The 18,156-nt window shown below is 69.6% G+C and carries 15 protein-coding genes; 1 reads left to right on the top strand and 14 read right to left on the bottom strand.

What is annotated here, in order from left to right; genetic code table 11:
• The 8 genes from ABB33_RS11500 to purB all read right to left on the bottom strand — a co-directional run.
• Window positions 1-275: biotin/lipoyl-containing protein (locus ABB33_RS11500; protein WP_338108055.1), on the bottom strand; the 275-nt coding region annotated here is incomplete at its 3' end.
• Window positions 276-317: 42 nt separating this feature from the next.
• Window positions 318-3,149, bottom strand: coding sequence for a 2-oxoglutarate dehydrogenase E1 component (locus ABB33_RS11495; protein WP_054666599.1), 2,832 nt, complete (start codon window positions 3,147-3,149; stop codon window positions 318-320).
• Between the two features lie 178 nt (window positions 3,150-3,327).
• Window positions 3,328-4,233 carry a GNAT family N-acetyltransferase gene (locus ABB33_RS11490; protein ID WP_056932204.1) on the bottom strand — a complete coding sequence of 302 codons (906 nt, stop codon included), beginning with the start codon at window positions 4,231-4,233 and terminating at the stop codon, window positions 3,328-3,330.
• Entirely contained in the window at window positions 4,230-5,675 is a 1,446-nt protein-coding gene (locus ABB33_RS11485) for a ribosomal protein uL16 3-hydroxylase (protein ID WP_082595075.1), read from the bottom strand. Before ABB33_RS11485 ends, ABB33_RS11490 begins: the two co-directional genes overlap by 4 nt.
• Window positions 5,676-5,732: 57 nt before the next feature.
• Entirely contained in the window at window positions 5,733-7,985 is a 2,253-nt protein-coding gene (locus ABB33_RS11480; RefSeq protein ID WP_082394049.1) for a putative bifunctional diguanylate cyclase/phosphodiesterase, read from the bottom strand.
• A 141-nt stretch (window positions 7,986-8,126) separates the two neighbouring features.
• Window positions 8,127-8,414, bottom strand: a complete 288-nt coding sequence (locus ABB33_RS11475) for a hypothetical protein (RefSeq protein ID WP_054666595.1) — start codon at window positions 8,412-8,414, stop codon at window positions 8,127-8,129.
• A 170-nt stretch (window positions 8,415-8,584) separates the two neighbouring features.
• Complete coding sequence (locus ABB33_RS19200) at window positions 8,585-10,579, bottom strand: methyl-accepting chemotaxis protein (RefSeq protein ID WP_056932202.1); 1,995 nt, start codon at window positions 10,577-10,579, stop codon at window positions 8,585-8,587.
• Window positions 10,580-10,899: 320 nt separating this feature from the next.
• Complete coding sequence (purB, locus tag ABB33_RS11465) at window positions 10,900-12,282, bottom strand: adenylosuccinate lyase (protein WP_054666591.1); 1,383 nt, start codon at window positions 12,280-12,282, stop codon at window positions 10,900-10,902.
• A 153-nt stretch (window positions 12,283-12,435) separates the two neighbouring features.
• On the opposite strand from purB, the gene ABB33_RS11460 reads away from it, so the two are divergent.
• Entirely contained in the window at window positions 12,436-13,833 is a 1,398-nt protein-coding gene (locus ABB33_RS11460) for a class II fumarate hydratase (RefSeq protein ID WP_054668705.1), read from the top strand.
• An 84-nt stretch (window positions 13,834-13,917) separates the two neighbouring features.
• Here ABB33_RS11460 and ABB33_RS11455 read toward each other — a convergent pair whose 3' ends face one another.
• From ABB33_RS11455 to ABB33_RS11430, 6 genes are read right to left on the bottom strand one after another with little or no spacing between them, the layout of a single operon-like run.
• Window positions 13,918-14,352 (bottom strand): hypothetical protein, encoded by a 435-nt coding sequence (locus tag ABB33_RS11455; protein ID WP_056932201.1) that lies wholly within the window; start codon window positions 14,350-14,352, stop codon window positions 13,918-13,920.
• Window positions 14,353-14,412: 60 nt separating this feature from the next.
• Complete coding sequence (locus tag ABB33_RS11450; protein ID WP_054666588.1) at window positions 14,413-15,000, bottom strand: DUF2884 family protein; 588 nt, start codon at window positions 14,998-15,000, stop codon at window positions 14,413-14,415.
• Window positions 15,001-15,037: 37 nt separating this feature from the next.
• Window positions 15,038-15,877 carry a DUF4097 family beta strand repeat-containing protein gene (locus tag ABB33_RS11445; RefSeq protein ID WP_054666585.1) on the bottom strand — a complete coding sequence of 280 codons (840 nt, stop codon included), beginning with the start codon at window positions 15,875-15,877 and terminating at the stop codon, window positions 15,038-15,040.
• 37 nt (window positions 15,878-15,914) lie between these two features.
• Window positions 15,915-16,928, bottom strand: a complete 1,014-nt coding sequence (locus ABB33_RS11440) for a hypothetical protein (protein ID WP_056932200.1) — start codon at window positions 16,926-16,928, stop codon at window positions 15,915-15,917.
• A complete protein-coding gene (locus tag ABB33_RS11435) occupies window positions 16,925-17,797 on the bottom strand; it encodes an ABC transporter ATP-binding protein (protein WP_056932199.1) in 873 nt (290 codons plus the stop codon). Before ABB33_RS11435 ends, ABB33_RS11440 begins: the two co-directional genes overlap by 4 nt.
• Window positions 17,794-18,156, bottom strand: coding sequence for a GntR family transcriptional regulator (locus ABB33_RS11430; RefSeq protein ID WP_054666580.1), 363 nt, complete (start codon window positions 18,154-18,156; stop codon window positions 17,794-17,796). The genes ABB33_RS11435 and ABB33_RS11430 overlap by 4 nt, the downstream gene beginning before the upstream one ends.

Below are 18,156 nucleotides of genomic sequence, written 5' to 3'. Positions count from 1 at the left end.
GCCTCGGCGGCAGCCGGGGCCGGAGCGGCGGCAACCGCGCCTTCCTCGATGATCGCCACGACCTGGCTGCTGGTCACGGTGGCGCCTTCGGCGAACTTGATCTCCTTGATCACGCCATCGACCGGCGACGGGACCTCGAGTACGACCTTGTCGGTTTCCAGGTCAAGCAGGTTTTCGTCGCGCTTGACCGCGTCGCCGACCTTCTTGTGCCAGGTGGCGATGGTGCCGTCAGCGACGGATTCGGGCAGTACCGGGGCTTTGACTTCGGTGGCCATGCAGGGGCTTCCTGGTTCGTATTCTTCGTGAAAGGGGGAGAGTTATTCAGCGAACTGGTCGTTGAAGGGATTGACCAGCGCATCGGCAAGCAGCTGCTGCAGTTCGCGCAGGTGGTCGGCCATGTGGCCGACGGCCGGCGACGGCGAACGCGGACGGCCAGCGTAGTGCAGGTTCTGGCCGTCGGCCAGGCAGGCCTGCAGGTGGTGGCGGATCTGGTACCAGGCGCCCTGGTTCATCGGCTCCTCCTGGCACCAGACCACGTCCGCGGCCTTGCCGTACTTGTTCAGTTCGGCGGCCAGCAGCGTGCGCGGGAACGGGTACAGCTGCTCCACGCGGATGATGGCCACGTCGTCCTGGCCGCGCTTGGTCTGGTCTTCCAGCAGGTCGTAGTAGACCTTGCCCGAGCACAGCACCACGCGCTTGACCTTCTTGGCGTCGGCGTTGGCGTCGCCGATCAGGTGCTGGAATTCGCCATTGGCCAGCTCGTCCAGGGTCGAGACCGCCAGCTTGTGGCGCAGCAGCGACTTGGGCGACATCACCACCAGCGGCTTGCGGGTGGTCATGCACAGCTGGCGGCGCAGCATGTGGAACGCCTGGGCCGGGGTCGACGGCACGCAGACCAGCATGTTCTCCAGCGCGCACAGCTGCAGGAAGCGCTCCAGGCGCGCCGAGCTGTGTTCCGGGCCTTGGCCTTCGTAGCCGTGCGGCAGCAGCAGGGTCAGGCCGGAGATGCGGCCCCACTTGGCCTCGCCGGAGGCGATGAACTGGTCGATCACCACCTGGGCGCCGTTGGCGAAGTCGCCGAACTGGCCCTCCCAGATGCACAGCGTGTTCGGATCGGTGGTGGAGAAGCCGTATTCATAGGCCATCACCGCTTCCTCGCTGAGCAGCGAATCGATGATGGTGGCCTGCTCCGGCGACTGCACCAGCTGGCGCAGCGGCAGGTAATAGGCGTCGGTCTTCTGGTCGTGCAGGATCGCGTGGCGGTGGGTGAAGGTGCCACGGCCGACGTCCTGGCCGACCAGACGCAGGCCATGGCCCTGGTCGAGCAGGGTGGCGTAGGCCAGGTTTTCGGCAAAGCCCCAGTCGCCCGGGATCTCGCCGGCGGCCATCCTGCGGCGGTCGTCATAGACCTTGGCCACGCGCGAGTGCAGTTCCACGCCCTCGGGGATGGTGTTGATCAGCTTGGCCAGGCGGGCCAGCTCGGCCATCGGCACCTGGGTGCTGACCGGGTCGGACAGCTTGCCGGCCAGCAGCTTCGGCCAGTCGACGTACAGCTTGCTGGTCGGCGGGGTCTTCTCGACCTGCGCCAGCTCGGTGGTGACTTCGCCCGAATCGAGCTTGTCGCGGTAGGCATCGACCAGCGCCTTGCCGCCGTTGGCGGGGATCACGCCGGCGGCCTCGAGCTTCTCGGCATACAGCTCGCGGGTGGTCTTGTGCTTGCGGATCACCTGGTACATCAGCGGCTGGGTGATCGCCGGCTCGTCGGCCTCGTTGTGGCCCCAGCGGCGGTAGCACACCAGGTCGATCACGACGTCCTTGTGGAACTGCTGGCGGAAGTCGTAGGCCAGCTGCGCGGCGAACACCACCGCTTCCGGGTCGTCACCGTTCACGTGCAGGACCGGCGCGCCGACCATCTTGGCGATGTCGGTGCAGTACAGGGTCGAGCGCGAGTCGTCGCGGTTGGAGGTGGTGAAGCCGACCTGGTTGTTGATGACGATGTGCACGGTGCCGCCGACGGCGAAGCCGCGCGCCTGCGACATCTGGAACAGCTCCATCACCACGCCCTGGCCGGCGAACGCGGCGTCGCCGTGGATCAGGATCGGCATGACCTGCTTGCGCGCGGCGTCGCCGCGGCGTTCCTGACGCGAACGCACCGAGCCGGCGACCACCGGGTCGACGATCTCCAGGTGCGACGGGTTGAACGCCAGCGCCAGGTGCACCGGGCCACCGGCGGTGGCGACGTCGGCCGAGAAGCCCATGTGGTACTTCACGTCGCCGGCGACGGCACGGTCGTCGTGTTCGAAGCGGCCTTCGAATTCGTCGAACAGCTTGCGCGGGTTCTTGCCCAGGGTGTTGACCAGCACGTTCAGGCGGCCGCGGTGGGCCATGCCGATCACCACGTCCTTGACGCCGTCCTTGCCGGCGCCGCGGATCACCGTGTCCATCATCGGGATCAGCGAGTCGCCGCCTTCCAGCGAGAAGCGCTTCTGGCCGACGTACTTGGTGTGCAGGTAGCGCTCCAGGCCCTCGGCGGCGGTCAGGCGCTCGAGCGTGCGGCGCTGGGTGTCGGCATCGAGGTTGTAGTTGCCGCCGGCGTTTTCCAGGCGCTGGTACAGCCACTGGCGCTGGTCGACCTCGGCGATGTACATGAACTCGGCGCCGATGGAGCCGGTATAGGTCGCCTTCAGGCGCGCCAGCAGGTCGCGCAGCTTCATGCGCGGCTGGCCGCCGACGCCGCCGGTGCTGAACTCGTCGTTGAGGTCGGCATCGGACAGGTGGTGGAAGGCAAGGCCCAGGTCGGGCGGGTTGACCGGCGGGGTCAGGCCCAGCGGGTCGAGCTGCGCGCCAAGGTGGCCGCGCGAGCGGTAGGCGGTGATCAGGCGTCCGACGTTGCGCTCGCGCTCGTCGCCGCCGCCGCTGCCGGCCACGGCGCTGGAGGCGTTGCGACCGGCCTCGGCGATGTGGGCGATGACGGCCGAATGCGGGACATCACCTGCCTCGCGGCCCTTGAAACCGTCGAAGTAGGACTTCCATTTGGGGTCCACACTGTCCGGGGAGACGAGGTACTGCTCGTACAGGTCCTCGATATAGGAGGCGTTGCCGCCGGCGAGTTGCGATGACTGCGCAAACTGCTTCAGGAGATTGTCCACGATGGAGGGTCGGATTCGCTTGTGGGGTATGGCTTCTGGAACCGGCGGGGACCTTGCAGCAGGGCGCCGCGCGGGCGTGATGAAACCGCTGAATTATACCCTCGCGGGGACAGGAAGGGGCACACACGCTGTCCCCCGGGTTAATGTCGGGCCATGCGTTGACCGCGCCCGACAGGGCTCAGATGCCGAGCGTCCGGAACCCTTCGCAGACCGCTGCCGCGTCCCATGCGCGCTGGAACAGCGCGTCCTGCTGGCGGGCCGGTGCGGGCATGTCCAGGCACAGCTCGCCCTCGAAGCGGTCACCCATTGGACGAAAGTAGCAGTCGCCGTTGTCATTGATGACGCTGGCCGGCGCCAGCGACGGGTCGCCCGGGTCCGCCGGCAGGCGCAGCGCGAATACGGTGGGCAGTCGCTGCAACAGTGCCAGCAGCGCCGTGGGCATGGCCGCGGGTTCGCCATCGTGGAGCAGTACCAGGGCCTGCTTGTCGTGGCGCCGGGTGGCGAAGCGGCGCAGCGCCTGCAGCACCGCCGGTTGCGCGAGCAGCGCGGTATCGCCGCCGCGGCAGCCCAGCAGGAGCCTGCGGCGGGCGCGGTGGATCACCGTCGCCATGGCTGCCTCGGCCTGGTCGGCATCCTGCACGCGCATGGCGCCGTCCATGCGGCGGCGCATGGTCTGGTGGACGATGCCGGCCTCGGTGAATGGCGCGCCCTCGGGCAGGAAGCCGTTGCGGGCATAGAAATCGCGGGCGTGGACCTGGGCATGCAGGGTCACCTCGCCCCAGCCGCGGCGTGCCGCTTCGGCCACCAGCGCCTGCAGCAGCGCCTCGCCGACGCCCTTGCCGCGCCATCCGGCCAGCACCGCCATGCGGCCGATGCGATGCTGCGGCGTCAGCCGGCCGGTGCCGATGGCGTGGTCATCGGCATCCAGCGCCAGGACATGGTGGCTGAGCGGGTCCAGGTCGTCGCTTTCCAGCGCGGCCGGGACCTGCTGCTCGTCGACGAACACGGCGCGGCGCACGCCATGCAGCAGGGCCTGCCGCGTGGCGTAGTCGGCCGCCTCCACATGGAACGCCGCCGGCGTCATGCCGCCGGGCCGTCCTCGTCGTCGCCGTCGTCGCAGATCACCACGACCTCGACGCCTTCCTCGTTCACCTGCACGGTGTCGATGGCGCCGCTGGCCGGCTCGCCTTCGCCGGCCTGGGCGTACTCGAACACCTCGATTTCCAGCTCAGGTGCGTCGGCTTCGTCGTCGAACGCGTCATCGAACGCTTCCTCCATGACGTCGAGCGCGTCCTGCTCGGCCTGCATCGCCGCCAGGGTCTCGGCGTCGAGCAACTGGTAGTGGCCGCCGGCAAGCAGTTCCATCACCGCGCTGCGGCCCTTGGCCGACAGCTTGCGGAACAGCGGTGCATCGATCCGTTCGGCCGCGGCCAGGCCCTGCGCGTCCTTGACCGGCAACGGGAAGGCATGGCCGCTGCTGTACAGCACGGCACCGCGGGTGGCGCGACGCCAGGCCAGCCGCGCCCACGGATGGCGCTCGAGCAGGCCACCCTCGTCCAGCACCCCGTCCACCTCCGCGGGGGCGGGCGGGGCCTGCGAGGGCAGGATGTCGCCGGCGGCGCGGTAGGTGGTGATGAAGCGGCCGAACCAGTCGCCCAGGCGGTCGGGGTCGTTCATGCGCAGCGCATTGAGCGCGGTGACCACGCGCTTCATTGCCGCTGCGTCGATCTCGTTGGGGTCTTCCGGCAGCTTCAGGTCCGGGTCCTGGTAGCGGATGGCCTCGTCGGCGTCGGCCACCAGGTCATCCAGCCAGTCGCTGATCAGCTCGGCCGAGGACGGCGCGCGCATGCCGAAGGAGAACGTCAGGCAGGGATCTTCGGCGACGCCGTGGTGCGGCACGTTCGGCGGCAGGTACAGCATGTCGCCCGGTTCCAGCACCCAGTCGTGGGTCGGCTTGAACTTGCGCAGCAGCTTCAGTTCGACGTCGGGGCGGAAATCCAGCGGCGGGCGCTTGCCCCTGGTCGATTCGCTGGCGTCGATCTGCCAGCGGCGGTGGCCGTGGGCCTGCAGCAGGAACACGTCGTACTGGTCGACATGGGCGCCGACCGAGCCGCCGGTGGCGGCGAAGCTGATCATCACGTCGTCCATGCGCCAGCGCGGCAGGAAGTTGAAGTGCTCGATCAGCGCGCGCACGTCCGGGTCCCATTTGTCCACGTCCTGCACCAGCAGGGTCCAGTCGTGGTCGGGCATGCCCGGGAAATCCTCTTCGCGGAACGGGCCGTTGCGCAGCGTCCAGCCGTCGGTTGCGCGGTCGTGGGTGACCAGGCGCGCCAGCGAGCCTTCTTCGCAGGCCAGTCCGGCCAGGTCTTCGGGCATCACCGGGGTCTGGAAATCCGGGAACGCGCCACGGATCAGCAGCGGGCGCTTCTGCCAGTAGTCGCGCAGGAAGCGCTCGGCGGGCATGCCCAGCGGATGGCGGGCGCTGGCCCTGATCTCGAGGGGCAGGGGGGAAGAGGTCTTTTTCATCGCGCGCAATACCATTGGAAACGGGGGCGGCGGTGTCCGCCGACGGAAACCGCATTGTCACCCAGTCGCCGCCGACGCGCCTAGCGCCGCCGGATGCGGGGCCGGCAGCGGCGGCGACGCAGCACCGTCCTGGAGCAGGCGCTCCAGCATCGCCGCCGGGCAGGGCGGGCTGAAACCGTAGCCCTGGGCCAGCGGGCAGCCTTCGGCGCGCAGGAACTCCAGGTGCCGGGGGTGCTCGACGCCCTCGGCCACCACCTCCAGGCCGAGGCTGTGGCCGAGGCCGATGATGGCGCGGCTGATCACCTCCAGCTCGGCGTCGCCGGGCAGGCCGGCGATGAAGCTCTTGTCGATCTTCAGCATGTGCAGCGGGAAGCGCTTGAGGTAACCCAGCGACGAATAACCCGTGCCGAAGTCGTCCAGCGCCAGCCGCACGCCGAGCGCGGCCAGGCCCCGCAGCGCGCCGAGGGTGGCGTTGCTGTCCTGCATCAGGTGGGTCTCGGTGATCTCCAGCACCAGGCTGGCCGCGGCCAGTCCGGTGTCATCGAGGATGGCGACCACCCGCGCGACGAAATCGTCCTGCTGCAGCTGGCGCCGGGAGAGGTTGACCGAGCAGTACAGGTGCCGGTGCCCGGCCAGCTGCCAGGCCCGCGTCTGCCGGCAGGCCTCGCGCAGCACCCAGTCGCCGACCTGGACGATTTCCCCGGATTCCTCCAGCGAGGGGATGAACTCCAGCGGCGGAACCAGGCGCCCGTCGTGGCGCCAGCGCAGCAGCGCCTCGACCCCGACCATCGGCGGGTCGTGCGCGTCCAGGCGGTGGATCGGCTGGTAGTGCAGCACGAACTCGCCGCGTGCCAGCGCCTGGCCCAGCGCGCTCTCCAGCTCCAGCTGGCGCTGCGCGCTGGCCTGCAGCCCGGCGCTGTAGTGGGCGAACTGGGCCTTGCCGGCCTGCTTGGCCTGGTGCAGGGCAAGGTCGGCGGCCTGCAGGGCGTCGTTCAGGTCGGCGCTGGCCTGCAGGGTGGCGATGCCGATGCTGGCGTTGACCACCAGGGTGCGGTCGTCCACGCGCATCGGCTGGTGCAGGTGGCCGAGGATGCGCTGGGCGACCTGTTCGGCGCGCCCGGCGCTGCCGGGGTCGGCCAGCAGCACCACGAATTCGTCGCCGCCGAAGCGGAACAGGTGGTCGTCGGCGCGCAGGCATTGCGCGAGCCGGCGGCCGACCTCGACCAGCACGCCGTCGCCGAACAGGTGGCCGAAGCTGTCGTTGATGAGCTTGAAGCGGTCCAGGTCGATGAACAGCACCGCGGCCTGGCCGTTGCCGGTTTCGTGCAGCTGGCGCTGGGTGTGCAGGAGCAGTTCGTCCAGGCGCAGGCGGTTGGCCAGCCCGGTCAGCGGATCGTGGCGGGCGGCGTGGTGCAGCTGGTGCTCGACGGCCTTGCGCCGGCTGATGTCGCTCTGCGAGCCGGTGATGCGCAGTTGCCCGTCGCGTTCGGCCTCGGCCACGCCGCGGCTGAGCACCCACAGCCAGTCGCCATTGCGGCAGCGGATGCGGTATTCGTGGTGGATCCAGTGCGATTCGCCGTGCAGGTGCGCATTGATGGCCTGGTGCAGGCCGGGCAGGTCATCGGGGTGGACGCGGGAAAACCAGGCATCGCTGGTCTGGCCGAGGTTGCGCCGCTCCAGCCCGATCATTTCGGCCCAGCGTTCGGAGACGTAGAGCGTGTCCGCGCCCGGGTGCCAGTCCCAGATCCCGTCATGGGCGCCGCGCAGGGCGCGCGCGAAGCGGGCCTCGCTGTCCTCCAGCGCCTTGCGCTGGGCGGCGCTGTACGTGTCGATGGCCAGGGTCATGTCGAAGAACACCGCCTTGAGCAGGCTGGAAAACAGCTGCGCGTCGGCGCCCTGGCCGCACAGCGGGGCCAGCATCTGTTCCAGGTACAGCCGGTAGGCGGCCAGGTACCACTTCAGTTCGACCCCGTTGATGTGGTGGATCAGGCCGATGCGCAGGCGGTTGTCGATGTAGTCGCGGTCGTAGGGCCCCTGCCACAGCCGCTGGTAGTACTCCAGCTGCCGTTGCTTGAGCCGGTGCACGGTGCCGGTGTCGCCGAGCAGCGCGGCCGGGGCGGGAAAGTCGTCGAGATGGCGGTAGAGCCGCTCGATGAAGGCGGCCTGCGCACCGGCCATGCGCGCGGCGTTCTCGTTCAGGCGCTGCGCATCGTCCTGCCGCCATTCCAGCAGGCGGCCGCGTTCGCTGATCTCTGCCTGCTCCAGGCCAATGCGCCGCATCAGCTCCTGCAGTGTGTCGACGGCACCCATGGTTTCCTCTTGCGTTGAAGACCAGCATGAAAAAAGCGCCGTGGCGGCCGTCCCGTCGGGAACGGCCGTCGCAGCGCTTCGTCTTGCAGGCCCGTGCGTCCTGCCCGGCAAAGCGGGTCCGCGCGCGGCGCGGCACCCGGGTCAAGCGGCGCCTGCCAGGTCCTCCAGCAGGCGGGTAAGGCGTTGCCGCAGCTGCCCCATCTCGCGCGAGCGGAAGGCGTGCCGGCTGCGCTCCAGGGTTTCGATGGCCTCGTACAGCGTGGCCTGGACCTGTCCGCTGGGTCCCAGCGGATCGGGATCGAGCCAACGGCACAGCGGCGCGCGGTCGCAGTCGCAGCTCTGCTGGATGACCTCGGCCTCGCCGGTCTCGGCCAGGAGCGTGCGCAGCCGCGTGGCCAGCCCCGGGTCAGTGCAGATGATCCGGGCCATGCCGCATTCCTGTGGTGGGGGACGCGGGCAGCGCCGCGGGCGCGGCGTCCGGTTCCGGATCGGGCCGGACGCGTCCGGCGCCGGGCGTGGGGTGGAGCATGCTCGACATCTGTTCCTGTTCCATGTTTGCGTGAAAAGCTTCCATCGTTTCCCGGCATGCGGGCATCCTCTCACCATGCCATCGCCGGTGCCGCGCGGGGTACCTCCATCGCGGCGTCCGGCGGCGGGGCAGCCAGCCGGAAGCGGGCCGCGGCGTGCGCCAGGCGGGTGGCCTCGCGCTCCATGTCATGGGTGACGCATCCGGTTTCCTGCACCAGCTGCGCATTCTGCTGCGTGCTCCTGTCCATCTGCGCGATGGTCTGGTTGAGCTGCGCGATGCCCGCGCTCTGTTCGCGCGAGGCGGTCGATATCTCGGCGGTGAGGGCGGTGACATGCTGCACCGAGGACACGATGTCGATCATGGTGCAGCGCGCCCTCTCCACCAGCGCCGAGCCGTCGGCGACCCTGTCCACCGAGTTGCCGATCAGGTCCTTGATCTCATGGGCGGCGATGGCCGAGCGCTGCGCCAGCGTGCGTACTTCGGCGGCGACCACGGCGAAGCCACGCCCGCTGTCGCCGGCGCGGGCGGCCTCGACCGCCGCGTTCAGGGCCAGGATGTTGGTCTGGAAGGCGATGCCGTCGATCACCCCGATGATCTCGCCGATCCTGCGCGAGGCGGTTTCGATGGCGCGCATCGTCAGCACCACCTCGTCGACCACCTGGCCGCCCTGGCGGGCGACCGTCGCGGCGCCCTCGGCCAGCTGGCTGGCGTGGTGCGCCGCCCCGGCATTGTCGCCGATGGTGGCGGTGAGCCGGTCCATCGAGGCGGCCGCCTCGCGCAGCGTGGCCGCCTGCCGCTCGGTGCGCGTCGACAGTTCGTCGTTGCCGGCGGCGATGCGGGTGGCGGCCGCCGAGATGCGATCGGCGGACTGCTGGATACCGGCGACGATGGCGGCCAGTTGTTCGGCGGTGGCGTTGGCATCGGTCTTCATCTGCCCGAACACCCCCTCGAAATCGCGGGTGATGCGGCGGCCCAGGTCGCCGCGGGACAACGCCGACAGCAGCTGGCGCATTTCGTCGGCGCTTTCGGCGGTGGCGTCGAGCAGCCGGTTCACGCCCCGCGACAGGCGTCCCATCAGGCCGGCCTCGCCGGTGGCGTGCAGGCGCTGGTCCAGCCGGCCCTGCGCGGCGCCATCGATGATCGTGGCAATGTCGTGCTCCATGCGGGCTTCGGCGGTGCGGTCGTGCCATTCGACGACGAAGCCGTGGCGCTGGCCGTCGCCGTCGACCATCGGCGTGACGTTCAGGCTGAAATGCGCCTCGCCGATCTGGATGCGCCCGGAATGGGTGCCGTCGAGCGTATCGAGCAGGGCGCGGATACGCGCCGGATCACGGTGGAAGCAGTGGATGCTGGCGCCGATCAGGCGCTCGGGATCGAAGTCGGGAAAGGCCTTGAGCAGCTCCCCGCGCTGGTTGCGCAGGATCGCGATGACGGCCTGGTTGGCGTAGACGATGTGATGCTCGCGGTCGGCGATCATCATGCCGGTGCGTAGCGCGCACAGCGCGGCCTCGACATGGAAGCCGGCGGGGGCGGCGCCCGCCGCGGCGGGTGCCTGCGTGGTCGCCGGCGGTTCCTCGTGGGCAGGCAGGCGCGCCGCCGCACCGGAACGCCGCAGCCGCGCGGCGACCATGCAGGCGAACCCCGCCATGGCTGCGGCCCAGGCGATCTGCGGCCATGCCACCGTGGCGGCCGGCTGCAATGCCAACAGCGGCAGCAGCAGGCCCGTCGCCGCCAGCGCCAGCGGCGCCCAGTCGCGATAGCACAGCAGCATGGCAACGACGGCCACGCCGCCGGCATCGCCCAGGGCGGGCGGGGCGGCGGCCAGCGCCGCCGCCAGTGCCAGTGCGATCGCCAGGCGGCTGCGCCGGCTGCCGGGCGACTGCCAGACCTGGAACCCGGCGAACCCGGCCGTGGGCAGGCATGCCGCCACGAACAGGGCCCAGCTGCCCGAATCCAGTGCATGGGCCAGCGCCGCCATCCCCAGCAGCGCCAGCATCAGCAGGAACAGCCGGTCCGCCTCGATGGCCTCCGCATCCCGCGTCCGCGATGTCTCGACAGCACCCATGAATCCCCCTGTTGAAAACCTGGGCATTAAAAAAGCGCCATGACAGCCACCCCGGGGGAGTGGCTGTCATGGCGCTTCGTCTTGCAGGCCCGTGCGTCCTGCCCGGCAAAGCCGGTCACCGCGGCTGGCGGTACCTCAACCGCGCTTTTCTACACGATTGGCGGCGATTGTTCCAGACGTCGGCCGCGTGCCGGCGGCAGGCCGCCGGGCGGGGCCGGCAGTGGCGATGGCCCCGGCGGATACGACAACGGCCAGGTGCTGGCCTGGCCGTTGTACGCGCGGCGAACCCCGATACCCGCGGGATATCGGCCGGGCCGCGGTCAGATCGCCCGGGCCAGCTGCGCGGCCAGGCCGGCGTAGCCGCCGGGGGTGAGCTCGCGCAGGCGCTGCTTGGCATCGGCCGGCAGGTCCAGCGATTCGATGAAGCCGCGCATCGATTCGGCGGTGATGCCCTGGCCGCGCGTCAGCGCCTTGAGCTGCTCGTACGGATTGGGCAGGCCGTGGCGGCGCATCACCGTCTGCACGGCTTCGGCCAGGACTTCCCAGGCCGCGTCCAGATCGGCGTCCAGGCGCTGCGGGTTCACCTCCAGCTTGCCCAGGCCCTTGGCCAGCGATTCCAGCGCCACCTGGGTGTGGCCGAACGCGGTGCCCAGCGCGCGCAGCACGGTGGAGTCGGTCAGGTCGCGCTGCCAGCGGCTGATCGGCAGCTTGGCGCTGAAGTGCTCGAACAGCGCGTTGGCGACGCCGAAGTTGCCCTCGGCGTTCTCGAAGTCGATCGGGTTGACCTTGTGCGGCATGGTCGAGGAGCCGACTTCGCCTTCCTTGAGCTTCTGCTTGAAATAGCCCAGCGAGACATAGCCCCAGATGTCGCGGGCCAGGTCGATCAGGATGGTGTTGGCGCGGCGCGTGGCATCGCCGATCTCGGCGACGTTGTCATGCGGTTCGATCTGGGTGGTGTAGGGGTTGAACACCAGGCCCAGCGAGGTGACGAAGCGTTCGGCGAAGGCCGGCCAGTCCACGTCCGGGTACGACACCAGGTGGGCATTGTAGTTGCCCACCGCGCCGTTGATCTTGCCGGTCAGCTCGACCGCGCCGATCTGGCGGATCTGCCGCTCCAGGCGCGCGACGACATTGGCCACTTCCTTGCCCAGCGTGGTCGGCGAGGCGGTCTGGCCGTGGGTGCGCGAGAGCATCGGCTGCGCGGCCTGGGCGTGGGCCAGCTGGCGCAGCGAGGCGGCGATGCCCTGCAGGGTCGGCAGCAGCACCTGGCTGCGCGCCTCGGCCAGCATCAGCCCGTAGGACAGGTTGTTGATGTCCTCGCTGGTGCAGGCGAAATGCACGAACTCCAGCGCCGGCGCCAGTTCGGCATCGTCCTTGAGCCGCTCCTTGATGAAGTATTCCACCGCCTTGACGTCGTGGTTGGTGGTGCGCTCGATGTCCTTGACGCGGGCGGCGTCGGTCACCGAGAAACCATCGGCCAGTGCGCGCAGGCGCGCCTTGGCGGCGTCGGAAAAGCCGGCCAGCTCGCCGATGCCGGGCTCGGCGGCCAGCGCCAGCAGCCACTCGATCTCCACCTTCACCCGCGCGCGGATCAGGCCGTACTCGGAGAAGATCGGGCGCAGCGCGTCGACCTTGGACGCATAACGGCCGTCGAGCGGTGACAGGGCGAGCAGGGCGGCTTCCGGGCGGGACGTTTCGGTCATGTCGGCGGGCAGGGGCTGGGACGGGGGCGCATATTCTACGGCCTGCGTGGAGCGGCCGCCCGCGGCGCCGGTCCAGGCGCCGCGCGCACCCCGGCGTGCGTGCGCGCGGCGTATCCTCGGGCCCTTCCTTGGGCAATGGCTGGGAGAATGCCGATGAGCGGGAAATACCGGATCGAACACGACAGCATGGGCGAGCTGCAGGTGCCGGCCGGGGCCTTGTGGGGCGCGCAGACCCAGCGCGCCGTGGAGAACTTCCCGGTATCGGGGCAGCGCATGCCGCGCGCCTTCATCCGCGCGCTGGGGCTGATCAAGGCCAGTGCCGCCGAGGTCAACACCGGGCTCGGGCTGCTGCCCAAGGGCGTGGGCCGGGCGATCCGCGCGGCGGCGCTGGACGTGGCCGCCGGCGGCCATGACGCGCATTTCCCGATCGATGTCTACCAGACCGGCTCGGGCACGTCCTCGAACATGAACGCCAACGAGGTGATCGCCACGCTGGCCAACCAGGGCGGCAAGGCCGGCAAGACCCGCGTGCACCCCAACGACCACGTCAACCTCGGCCAGAGTTCCAACGACGTGATTCCCACCGCCATCCGGGTCTCGGCGCAGCTGCAGACGGTGGAGACGCTGCTGCCGGCGCTCAGGCACCTGCGCCGCACCATCGACCGGCGCGGGCGCGCGCTGGGCAAGGTGGTCAAGACCGGGCGCACCCACCTGATGGACGCGATGCCGCTGACCTTCGCGCAGGAGTTCGGCGCGTGGTCGGCGCAGCTGGAATCGGCGCAGGGGCGCATCGAGGACGCCCTGAAACGGCTGCGCCGGCTGCCGCTGGGCGGCACCGCGATCGGCACCGGCATCAACGCCGATCCACGCTTTGGCGGCAAGGTGGCGCGCGCGCTGTCGGCCGCGACCGGCACCCGCTTCGAGAGCGCCCAGAACAAGTTCGAAGGGCTGGCCGCGCAGGACGATGCGGTGGAACTGTCCGGCCAGTTCAACGCGCTGGCGGTGGCGCTGATCAAGATCGCCAACGACCTGCGCTGGATGAACTCGGGGCCGCTGGCCGGGCTGGGCGAGGTCGAGCTGCCGGCCCTGCAGCCGGGCAGTTCGATCATGCCGGGCAAGGTCAACCCGGTGATCCCGGAGGCGACGGTGATGGCCGCCGCGCAGGTGATCGGCCACCACACCGCGATCACCGTGGCCGGGCAGACCGGCAACTTCCAGTTGAACGTGGCGCTGCCGCTGATCGCGGCCAACCTGCTCGACTCGATCCAGCTGCTGTCCAGCGTGATGACCCTGCTGGCCGACAAGGTGTTCGCCGGGCTGGTGGTCAAGCAGGAACGGGTGCGCGAAGCACTGGCGCGCAACCCGATCCTGGTGACCGCGCTCAACCCGATCATCGGTTACGAGAAGGCCGCGGCCATCGCCAAGCGCGCCTACCGGGAGCAGCGTCCGGTACTGGAGATCGCCCGCGAGGACAGCGGCCTGCCGGAAGCGGAGCTCAGGCGCCTGCTGGACCCGGCGGCGTTGACCCGCGGCGGCATCCACGACCATTGATGCGCTGGCTGGTTTGCGCCGCCGTGCGGCGGCGCGGACCGGCGGGCCGGTACCACGGGCGGCCGTGGCGTGGTGCGCGGGCGGTCAGCGCAGTGCGCGCGGATTGGCCAGCGCTTCGCTGTACTGCTTGAACTCGGGAATGCGCTCGGCCAGGTCAGGCGGGAACGGGGTCTGCCCGGCGGGCACGTCCAGCGGGATGGTGCGGCCGCTGGCATCGGCCGGCGCGGTCGATTCGGTCAACGTGTTCTGGCGCAGGATCTGCAGCTTGACGAAGCTGGTCCGCAGCAGTTCGCGCTGCCCGTCGTCGAGCGGAATCTCGATGTCGTCCACGCGCAGCCTGCCATCGGGCAGGATGTCCAGGTTCGGGTACGGCGCACGCCGCACCGACACCACGTTGGCGCCCACTTCCATCTTCGGCTTGCTGCGCTCGGCGCGGTGGGCGGTGTACTGCTCGCGGTCGCCGCAACCGGCGACGGTGGCGATGCAGGCCAGCAGGAGGGACAGCAGCAGCTTGTTCATGGCGGGGTGCAACGGTACGGCGGGGGAGCGGCGATTCTACCGCTCCCCCGCCGCGGGCGGTCAGCGCGTGGTCACCCGGCCGTCGCGGCATTCATCGATGTCGCTCTGGTCCATCTTGGCGTAGGGCTTGAACTCGGGGATGGCCACGGCCAGCCGCTGCTGGGTGGCGAGCATCGCCGGCAGCTGGTCGCAGATCCGGGTCGCGCTCTGCTCAAGCTTCCTGGCCTCGGCCTCGATCCGCTTCTCGATCTGCTCGGTGTCGCCGGACAGCACGCCCTTGAGCGCCTCGCCGGCGGCGCGCACGCCGAGGTTGGCGCCCTGCACGCCGATCTCGATGCCGGCCTCGGCCACCTGGACGACCTGGGCGCGGTATTCCAGCAGGAGCTTGCGCTGGCTCTCGTCGATTGCGATCGCGCGGCCGTCGATCAGCAGGTCGCCGGTGGGCGAGATCTCGACCTTGGCGCCGCCGTCGCTGGAAATGCTGATGTTCTTCTCGGTGATTTCCTTGCGTGCGCGGTTGGTCGCTTCACGTACTTTCTGGCCGATGCTGGCTTCGCCCAGCGGGTCGTCGGCCTGGGGGCGTTCGCCGCAGGCGGCCAGCGGCAGGCACAGCAGCAGCGCGAACAGGGGGGCTTTGAGCGTTTTCATGTGGGTGCTTCCGTGGCAGGCGGGAAGGGAAATGGGATCAACGCTTTTTCGGCAGTTCCACGGCACCGCGGATGCCTGAGTGGTCGACCGAGCCGCTGCCGGTGTGCCGTACCCGCAGGCTGCCGGCATCGCGCACGCGCAGGTCGCCCGAGCCCAGGGTGCCCAGGGTGACCGTGCCGCGGACGGCACCGACGTCGGCGTCGCCCGAGCCGATGCTGGCGATGTCGACGTTGCCCTGCACGTCGCGCAGTTCCAGGTCGCCCGAGCCGATGCTGCCGATACTGGCATCGCCGCGCACGCCGCCGACGCGGACATCGCCCGAGCCGATCGAGACCACGTGCAGCGCGCCGACGTTGTCCAGCTCGATGTCGCCCGAGCCGACCGCGGCCGTGGCCAACGCCTTGATGTCGCGCGCCTTCACGTCGCCGGAGCCGACGTCGGCGCTCATCGCCTGGGCGCCACTGAGCGAGGCATCGCCGGATCCGACCTTGAGCTGCACCATCATCGTGTCGGGCAGGGTGCCGGCGATGTCCAGCCAGGCGTAGCTGGAGCCGAAGCTGATGTTCATCCCGCGGCTCTCGCGCTGCAGGCGGACCACGAGCTTGTCGCCGACCTTTTCCTGGGTGAGCGACAGCTGGCCGAGCAGGTCCTGGCTGGAAGCGCAGGCGCGGCCGGACAGCGCGGCGCGTGCAGCGGGCGATGCCTGCAGCCTGAGGTCGTGGCTGTTGACCTCGAACACCACCGCCTTGACGCCGGCCAGGTCCAGGTCCATTGCCTGGGGCTGGCTGAACTTGCAGTGGTCGTCGGCCAGGGCCACGCCGGGCAGCAGGGCCAGGGCGAGCAGCAGGGGCTTGATCGTCGTGTGCTTGATGTTCATCGGGTTCCTCGGGATCACGGCAGGCAGGAAAGGGAGCTCAGGTGTCGTCGCGGCGCTGGCGCAGCCAGATCGCCGCGGCGATGAACACGGCGCCGACTACCACGCCGACCCACAGCTCGGGGTTGGCCAGGCCGGCCAGCTGCACGCTGGGCGAGAAGCCGTTGAGCATCGACTTGACCGACTCGCCGGTAGGCGTGGGGCTGCGGTAGGCCAGCTCGATGCCCGGGGTGGCGCTGAGCAGCAGGCGGCTGACCACGTGGCCCCAGAACCAGCCGCTGTTCAGGCCGAACAGCTTCATCACGTCGAACCAGCTGACGATGACACCGGCGAACACCGGCAGCATCACCGCCCACAGGAACGGCTTGCTGCGGGCCCAGGCCGAGCACAGCAGCAGCCAGCCGGCGGTGGGCATCGCCCACAGGGCGTAGACCGGGATCCATGCCAGGTGGCTGGCGGCGATCGAGAACGGGTTGGACGAGGCCCAGATCAGGGTGAGCGGGTTGCCGCCGTGGAACAGCACCACCAGGCTGATCATGATCATGAAGCCGAACATGGTGATGATCGCCGCGACCACCGCCAGCAGCGGGGCGATGACCAGCGCGCCAACCAGCTTGGACAGCACCGTCTGCGTATCGGAGATCGGCATCGATTTCCAGAACAGCACGCTGCGGTCGCGGCGGTCGTCGTACAGCGCGCCCAGGCAATAGAAGAACACCACGAACGCCAGGGTGATGAACGGCCATGCCGAGCTGAGCAGCAGGGTCATGTTCATGCCCTCGCCGAACTTGGCCATGTCCGCCGGGGTCATGTGCTGGGTCAGCATGCCAAGGTCCAGGCCGTTGACCTGGATGCCGTTGATGTGCAGGTCGCCCTTCTCGGCGGCGCGGCGGGCGGCGATCAGGCCGGCGACGATCGCCATCAGCGACAGCAGCAGCGAGATGCCGCCGGCCACCAGCGGCGCGCGCAGGAAGCCGCCGCGGTTTTCCCAGTATTCGCGCTTGAGCAGCCACTTGAACCTGCCCAGCGGGGTGATGTGATGGACGGCGTTCATGCGTAGGTTCCCTTCATGATGGCCACGAACAGGTCGGCAAGGCCGGGGTTGCGGGTTTCGCCCAGGGCGTCGAGCTGGGTGCGGTCGGCGCCGTCGTAGAGCAGCACGGTCTTGCCGAACGGCAGCGAACGCTCGTCTATGGGCGCCAGCTCGCGCGCCGCCTGCAGGGTGTCGGCCGACGCCAGCAGCTCGACGTAGCGCTCGGATACGCTCTCCATGTCGGCCGAGAGCACGATCCTGCCGTCGCGGATGAACAGCACGTCGGTGAGGATGTGCTCGATCTCCTCGACCTGGTGGGTGGTGACGATGATCGTCTTCTGCTCGTCGAAGTAGTCCTCCAGCAGGCGCTGGTAGAACTCCTTGCGGTAGAGGATGTCCAGGCCCAGGGTCGGCTCGTCCAGCACCAGCACGCGCGCGTCGATGGCCATCACCAGCGCCAGGTGCAGCTGCACCACCATGCCCTTGGACATCTCGCTCACCCGCTGCTTCGGCTGCAGCTTGGTGTTGGCGAGGAAGCGCTCGCAGCGGGCGCGGTCGAAGCGCGGATGCACGCCGGCGACGAAATCGATGGCTTCCTTGACCCGGATCCAGCGCGGCAGCACCGCCACGTCGGCGATGAAGCACACATCGTTCATCAACGCGTTGCGCTGGGTGCGCGGGTCCATGCCGAGCACGCGCAGGTCGCCCTCGACCGCGGTCAGCCCGAGCAGCGCCTTGAGCGCGGTGGTCTTGCCGGCGCCGTTGGGGCCGATCAGGCCGACGATGCGGCCCGGGGCGATGGTGAAACTGGTGTTGTCCAGTGCCGGCTTCTGCTTGTAGGCCTTGCGCAGGCCCTGGGCGGAAACGACGGCTTCGACGGCGGCATTCATGGTGTGGTCCCCGGTGGCAGCAGATCTTCCAAGGTCAGGCCCAGGCGCTGGATGCGTTCCAGTACGCCGGGCCACTCTTCATTGAGAAAACGGTCGCGCTCGCTGCCGCGCAGTTTGCGCGCGGCTTCCTCGGTCATGAACATGCCCAGGCCGCGGCGCTTCTCGACCAGGTTCTCGTCGGCCAGTTCCTGGTAGGCGCGCGAGACCGTGATCGGGTTCAACTGGTACTCGGCCGCCACCTGGCGTACCGAGGGCAGGGCGTCACCCGGCTTGATGACCCCGTCCAGCATCATCGCGATCACGCGATCCTTCAGCTGGCGGTAGATGGGAGCGCCATCGCTCCACTGGATATCGCTCAT

Source organism: Stenotrophomonas acidaminiphila (assembly GCF_001431595.1).
Lineage (GTDB): Bacteria > Pseudomonadota > Gammaproteobacteria > Xanthomonadales > Xanthomonadaceae > Stenotrophomonas > Stenotrophomonas acidaminiphila.
This window is presented reverse-complemented; position numbering and strand designations above follow the sequence as displayed.

Excerpts from the sequence above, each read along its gene's own strand:
- ABB33_RS11435 (WP_056932199.1), bottom strand. The coding sequence starts at position 17,797 with ATGAATGCCGCCGTCGAAGCCGTCGTTTCCGCCCAGGGCCTGCGCAAG.
- purB (WP_054666591.1), bottom strand. The coding sequence starts at position 12,282 with ATGACCGAAACGTCCCGCCCGGAAGCCGCCCTGCTCGCCCTGTCACCG.
- ABB33_RS11460 (WP_054668705.1), top strand. The coding sequence starts at position 12,436 with ATGAGCGGGAAATACCGGATCGAACACGACAGCATGGGCGAGCTGCAG.
- ABB33_RS19200 (WP_056932202.1), bottom strand. The coding sequence starts at position 10,579 with ATGGGTGCTGTCGAGACATCGCGGACGCGGGATGCGGAGGCCATCGAG.
- ABB33_RS11440 (WP_056932200.1), bottom strand. The coding sequence starts at position 16,928 with ATGAACGCCGTCCATCACATCACCCCGCTGGGCAGGTTCAAGTGGCTG.
- ABB33_RS11455 (WP_056932201.1), bottom strand. The coding sequence starts at position 14,352 with ATGAACAAGCTGCTGCTGTCCCTCCTGCTGGCCTGCATCGCCACCGTC.
- ABB33_RS11445 (WP_054666585.1), bottom strand. The coding sequence starts at position 15,877 with ATGAACATCAAGCACACGACGATCAAGCCCCTGCTGCTCGCCCTGGCC.
- ABB33_RS11450 (WP_054666588.1), bottom strand. The coding sequence starts at position 15,000 with ATGAAAACGCTCAAAGCCCCCCTGTTCGCGCTGCTGCTGTGCCTGCCG.
- ABB33_RS11480 (WP_082394049.1), bottom strand. The coding sequence starts at position 7,985 with ATGGGTGCCGTCGACACACTGCAGGAGCTGATGCGGCGCATTGGCCTG.
- ABB33_RS11475 (WP_054666595.1), bottom strand. The coding sequence starts at position 8,414 with ATGGCCCGGATCATCTGCACTGACCCGGGGCTGGCCACGCGGCTGCGC.
- ABB33_RS11430 (WP_054666580.1), bottom strand. The coding sequence starts at position 18,156 with ATGAGCGATATCCAGTGGAGCGATGGCGCTCCCATCTACCGCCAGCTG.
- ABB33_RS11485 (WP_082595075.1), bottom strand. The coding sequence starts at position 5,675 with ATGAAAAAGACCTCTTCCCCCCTGCCCCTCGAGATCAGGGCCAGCGCC.
- ABB33_RS11490 (WP_056932204.1), bottom strand. The coding sequence starts at position 4,233 with ATGACGCCGGCGGCGTTCCATGTGGAGGCGGCCGACTACGCCACGCGG.